Origin of the sequence: Rhizobacter sp., from assembly GCF_031412075.1 — a bacterium.
In the GTDB taxonomy this organism is placed as follows: Bacteria; Pseudomonadota; Gammaproteobacteria; order Burkholderiales; family Burkholderiaceae_C; genus Rhizobacter.
The window spans coordinates 1-5,467 of sequence record NZ_JANOCG010000061.1 but is presented as its reverse complement, the minus strand read 5'-3'; the positions used below and the strand labels follow the sequence as shown (position 1 = coordinate 5,467).

The following is a 5,467-nucleotide window of genomic DNA, read 5'->3' as shown; positions in this document are numbered from 1 at the left end:
CAATGGCGCGCACGCGCTCGGCGCGGTCGCCCTGCGTGCCGAGCTTGCCGTGGTACACGACCTTGGCCAGGCCGGGCACACGCGAGGCCAGCGTCTTCTTGCGGTCCTGGTCGAAGAAGAACTTCGCGTCGGCCAAACGCGGGCGCACCACACGCTCGTTGCCTTCGATCACACGGCGCGGGTCTTCAGGGCGGATGTTGCTGACGATGAGGAACTTGTGGGTCAGCTTGCCGGCGGCGTCGAGCAGCGGAAAATATTTCTGGTTCGCCTTCATCGTGAGGATGAGGCACTCTGGTGGCACCGCCAGGAACTCGGGCTCGAACTGGCACAGCAGCACGTTGGGGCGCTCGACGAGGGCGGTGACTTCATCGAGCAGGGCCGCGTCGTCGATCGGCGTCAAGCCCTGTTGCGCCGCCGCGTGTTGCAGCTGGCGTGAAATCTCGGCGTGGCGGTGCGCAAAGCTCGCGATCACCGCGCCCTGCTCTTCGAGCTGGCGGGCGTAGTGGTCGGCGTCTTGCAGCACCACCGGGTCGACCTTGGCTTCGAAGCGGTGGCCATGGGTTTCGCGGCCTGCGGTGAGGCCGAGCGCGGTGATCGGCACCACGTCGGCACCATGCAAGGCCACCAGGCCGTGGGCCGGGCGCACGAAGCTCACGCTGCTCCAGCCGTCGGCCAACTGGTACTGCATGACCTTCGGGATCGGCAGGCCGGCGAGTGCGGCGTCGAGCGCTTTTTGCAGGCCGTCGGCCAGAGTCGCGCCCTTGGCCACGCTGTCGAAGAACAGCGCCTCGGCCTTGCCATCCATCTGGCGTTTGAGCTGGGGCAACACCGACGCATCGGCACCCACGCTGGCCAGCTTCTTCAGCAGCGCCGGGGTGGCCTGGGCTTCGGCGTTGAGCGCGACGCTGACGGGCATCAGCTTGATCGACACCGCCTTGTCGTCGGCCTGCGCGCGCACGGCGCTCACATGGGCCGCCAGGCGGCGGGGCGAGGCAAACGGCGTGACCGCCGAGTGTTCGGTCGCCAGGCCCTGGGCTTTCAAGCTCTCGAGCAGCGTGTGGGCAAACGACTCGCCCAGCTTCTTCAGCGCCTTGGGCGGCAACTCTTCAACGAACAACTCGACGAGCAGGTTTTTGGTCGTCATCACGCCGCCTTCTTGTCGTTGTCTTTGCCAAGCTTGGCAATCACTTCATCGGCCCAGGCCTTGGGCGCCATCGGGAAGCCGAGGCGCGCGCGGCTGTCGAGGTAACTCTGCGCCACGCTGCGCGAGATGTTGCGGATGCGGCCGATGTAAGCCGCACGTTCGGTCACGCTGATGGCGCCGCGTGCGTCGAGCAGGTTGAAGGTGTGGCCGGCCTTGAGTACCTGCTCGTAAGCGGGCAGCGCAAGTTGCTGCTCCATCAGATGTTTGGCCTGTTTCTCGTGGGCGCCAAAGGCCTGCAACAAGAACTCCACATCGCTGTGCTCGAAGTTGTAGGTGCTCTGCTCGATCTCGTTTTGCAGGTACACGTCGCCATAACTCAGCGTATCGGTCCACCTCAGGTTGTAGACGTTGTCGACCCCCTGCAGGTACATGGCCAGGCGCTCCAGGCCGTAGGTGATCTCGCCGGTGATGGGCTTGCACTCGATGCCACCGACCTGCTGGAAGTAGGTGAACTGGGTGACTTCCATGCCGTTCAGCCACACCTCCCAGCCCAGGCCCCAGCAACCGAGCGTGGGGTTTTCCCAGTCGTCTTCGACGAAACGGATGTCGTTGGCCTTGAGGTCGAAGCCCAAGGCTTCGAGCGAGCCGAGGTACAGCTCGAGGATGTTGGCCGGTGCGGGTTTCAACACCACCTGGTACTGGTAGTAGTGCTGCAGGCGATTGGGGTTCTGGCCGTAGCGGCCGTCTTTCGGGCGGCGGCTGGGCTGCACGTAAGCGGCCTTCCAGGGCTCGGGGCCCAATGCGCGCAAGAAGGTGGCTGTGTGGCTGGTGCCGGCACCGACCTCCATGTCATAGGGTTGCAGCAGGGCACAGCCCTGGCGATCCCAGTAGTCTTGCAGGCGCAGGATGATTTGCTGGAAGGTCAGCATGGTGTGGGGTGCAAGGGAAAGCGGCGATTTTAGGGGGCAGGCACCACAAAGCTCCGTTCGCCCTGAGCCTGTCGAAGGGCCGTTGTGCACGGCCCAGGCTTCGACAGGCTCAGCCCGAACGGAAACCTCAGCCCACTCAATCTCGCCGACGCAGCGGGAGAGTCAACAACATCAGCCCCAGAGAAAGGGCCAGCAAGGGCCACAGGCTGAAGCGCGAGGCCCACCAGGCATACGGCGTGAGGCCTTGGCGGCCCTCGACTTTGGCGTCGAGCACACCCTGGGTGAAGGGCTTGAGCGAGTGGGTCACCACGCCGAGGTGGTCGATCACCACGGTGGCGCCGGTGTTGGTGGCGCGCAGCATGGGCCGCTGGAACTCCAGCGAGCGCATGCGCGAGATGATCAGGTGCTGCTTGACGGCGATGGTGTCGCCGAACCAGCCGATGTTGCTCAGGTTCGCGAAGATCGTCGGCGCCTCTGCCATGTCGGCAAAACGCGCGGCCAGCTCTTCACCGAACAGGTCTTCATAACAAATGTTCGGCGCCACCCGCTCGCCCCTGAAGCTGAACGAGGGCGGTATCCGCGTGCCGCGGCTGAAATCGCCGAGCGGGATGTGCATCAGGTCGGTGAACCATCGAAAGCCGGTCGGGATGAACTCGCCAAAAGGCACCAGGTGGTATTTGTCGTAGCGGTAGTAGCCCTCAGGCCACTTCACCGTGTCGCGCGACACGCCCACCACCGAGTTGGTGTAACCCGCCTCGAAGCTGCCCAGCGGGCGGCCGATCAGCGCCGCCTGGTCGCGCTGGAAGTGCAGGGCCAACGGCTTCCAGTAGTCGGCCGGCATTTGCTCGGGCAGCAGCGGCACGATGGTTTCGGGCCCGAGCACCAGGTCGCCCTTGGCCGCGAGCAATTGCTTCTGCGCCCAGAGCAAGGTCTGCGGCAGGTAGGTTTCGGAGAACTTCTGGTCTTGCGGCACGTTGCTCTGCAGCAGCGTCAGCGTGAGCGTGCTGGTGGGCCGGGTGAACGGCACCGGCTTGATGAGCGCCAGCGCAATCAGCACCGTGGCGCTGGCGCCGAAGCCGAGCACCGCACCGGCGCTGCGCTGGCCGACGTCGCGCATGCCCAGCACCAGGCCCGCACCCAGGGCCGCGCAGACGAATCCGATGCCGTAAACGCCAATCCAGGGCGCCAGGTTGGCCAGCGGGCCGTCGATGTGGGCATAACCCGAGGCTGCCCACGGGAAGCCGGTGAACACCACACCGCGCGCCAGCTCGGCCAGCATCCAGCAGGCGGCAAACAAGAGCGCGTCGATCAACGGCCGGTGGCGGCGAAGCCTCGAAAACAAGGCCATCGCCAAAGCGAGGTAGAGCGACAGGAAGAGACTCAAGGCGACCACCGCCAGCACCGCCAATGTCGACGACAACCCGCCGTAGAGGTGCATGCTGATGTAGAGCCACCACACGCTCGCAGCCAGCCAGGCGGTGCCGAAACTCAAACCCACCCACGCCGCACGCCAGGGCGTGGCACGGCTTACCTGCCAGGCGAGGCCCGCCACGCAGACGATCTGGAGCCACCAGATGGCGGGGTAGGACATGGGCAGGCTGTGCAGACCGCCGAGCACCAGGGCCAGCAGAACGTCCAGCCCGAGCAGCATGCCGTCGGACGAGCTGCTGCGGCGCACACGGCGGCGCGAGGAGGCGGGTGCCGGCGCGGCGGCGCTGCGGTCACGCACCGTCGGTACCCACGGCCACTTCAGGGGCTCGTGTCACCTTGAACCAGCGCACCGCCCCGCCGCGCGTGAGCATCACGGTGAAGACCAGGCTGCTGAGCGGCACCGCTTCACCTCGGCGCGGCACGCGGCCCAGGGCCAGGGCGACCAGGCCGCCGATGGTGTCGAACTCGTCAACCGGCAGCTTGACCACAAAGGCCTCGTTGACCGCCGTGATGTCGGCGTCGCCCGCCACGCGGTGGCTGCCGTCGGCCAGGGTGTAGATGCCGGTTTCACCGTCTTTGTCGTCGAACTCGTCTTCGATCTCGCCGACGATTTCTTCGAGCACGTCTTCGATGGTGATGAGCCCGGCGGTGTTGCCAAACTCGTCGATCACCATCGCCAGGTGGTTGCGGTTGGCGCGGAAGTCGCGCAGCAGGTCGTTCAGGCCCTTGGATTCGGGCACGAAGACCGCCGGGCGCAGGAGGGTGCGCAGGTTCAGTTCGGGCGCGCGCTGCAGCTTGAGCAGGTCTTTGGCCATCAGCGTGCCGATGATGTTCTCGCGCTTGCCTTCGAACACCGGAAAGCGCGAGTGGCCGGTGTCGATCACCATCCACAAAAGCTCGTCGTAAGGGGCGTCGATGTCGAGCACGTCCATGCGCGGGGCGGCCACCATGGCGTCGCCGGCCGTCAGGTCGGCCATGCGGATCACACCTTCGAGCATCATGCGCGACTCGGGCGCGATCAATTCGCGATGCTCGGCGTCGGCCAGCGTCTCGATCAGCTCGTCTTTCGAATCGGGGCCGGGCGAGACAAATTCAACCAGTCGCTCGAACAAGCTGCGCTTGTCGACGTGGTGACCGTGTTTGTCAGCGCCTTTGGGGTATCGACTCGGGTGAGGATCAGCCATCAGGCCGGGAGCGGAAGTTCAGACCCCAAAAGCTTAACTGAAGCCGGTCTTGACACATCTGGTACCTTGAACCAAATTCTTCCGGCCCCATTTCGGCCTTCTTCTTGCATCGAACAGGTTTCACCATGAGTCTCATCCCCGCCACCATCCTCACCGGCTTCCTGGGTTCGGGCAAAACCACCTTGCTCAAGCGGGTGCTCACCGAGGCCCACGGTCAGAAGATCGCCGTGGTGGAGAACGAATTCGGCTCGGAGAACATCGACAACGAGATCCTGGTGCAAGACAGCACCGAGCAGATCATCCAGCTCAACAACGGCTGCGTGTGCTGCTCGATCCGCGAGGATTTGCGCACCACGCTGAGCGACCTGGCCGAGAAGCGCCGCAAGGGCGAGCTCAAATTCGACCGTGTGGTGATCGAGACCACCGGCCTGGCCGACCCGGGGCCGGTGGCGCAGACCTTTTTCATGGACGACGAGATCGCCGAAAGCTACCTGCTCGACTCCATCCTGACCCTGGTCGACGCCAAACACGGCAACGCCCAGCTCGACAGCCGCCAGGAAGCGCGCCGCCAGATCGGTTTTGCCGACCAGATCTTCATCAGCAAGACCGACCTGGTCGGCGAGGCCGAGGTAGCCGACCTGATGCACCGCATCAAGCACATGAACCCGCGCGCGCCACAGCGCAAGGTTCACTTCGGCGAGGTGCCCATTTCCGAGGTGTTCGACCTGCGCGGCTTCAACCTCAACGCCAAGCTCGACATCGACCCCGACTTCCTCAAG

General features: G+C 65.0%; 5 protein-coding genes. 1 reads left to right on the top strand and 4 read right to left on the bottom strand.

From position 1 onward, the window contains the following. From glyS to RMO40_RS02185, 4 genes are all read right to left on the bottom strand, one after another. Positions 1 to 1,144, bottom strand: a 1,144-nt coding sequence (gene glyS, locus RMO40_RS02200) for a glycine--tRNA ligase subunit beta (protein ID WP_309715652.1), incomplete at its 3' end; no start/stop codon positions are given. After that, a complete protein-coding gene (glyQ, locus tag RMO40_RS02195; protein WP_309715649.1) occupies positions 1,144 to 2,073 on the bottom strand; it encodes a glycine--tRNA ligase subunit alpha in 930 nt (309 codons plus the stop codon). The genes glyS and glyQ, both read right to left, overlap by 1 nt. Positions 2,074 to 2,209: 136 nt before the next feature. Continuing rightward, positions 2,210 to 3,802 carry an apolipoprotein N-acyltransferase gene (gene lnt, locus RMO40_RS02190; RefSeq protein WP_309715646.1) on the bottom strand — a complete coding sequence of 531 codons (1,593 nt, stop codon included), beginning with the start codon at positions 3,800 to 3,802 and terminating at the stop codon, positions 2,210 to 2,212. Further along, entirely contained in the window at positions 3,795 to 4,688 is an 894-nt protein-coding gene (locus tag RMO40_RS02185; protein WP_309715643.1) for a transporter associated domain-containing protein, read from the bottom strand. The genes lnt and RMO40_RS02185 overlap by 8 nt, the downstream gene beginning before the upstream one ends. A 125-nt stretch (positions 4,689 to 4,813) precedes the next feature. Here RMO40_RS02185 and RMO40_RS02180 point away from each other — a divergent pair. Next, on the top strand, positions 4,814 to 5,467 hold a 654-nt coding region (locus RMO40_RS02180; RefSeq protein WP_309715641.1), incomplete at its 3' end, for a GTP-binding protein.

Excerpts from the sequence above, each read along its gene's own strand:
- RMO40_RS02185 (WP_309715643.1), bottom strand. The coding sequence starts at position 4,688 with ATGGCTGATCCTCACCCGAGTCGATACCCCAAAGGCGCTGACAAACAC.
- glyQ (WP_309715649.1), bottom strand. The coding sequence starts at position 2,073 with ATGCTGACCTTCCAGCAAATCATCCTGCGCCTGCAAGACTACTGGGAT.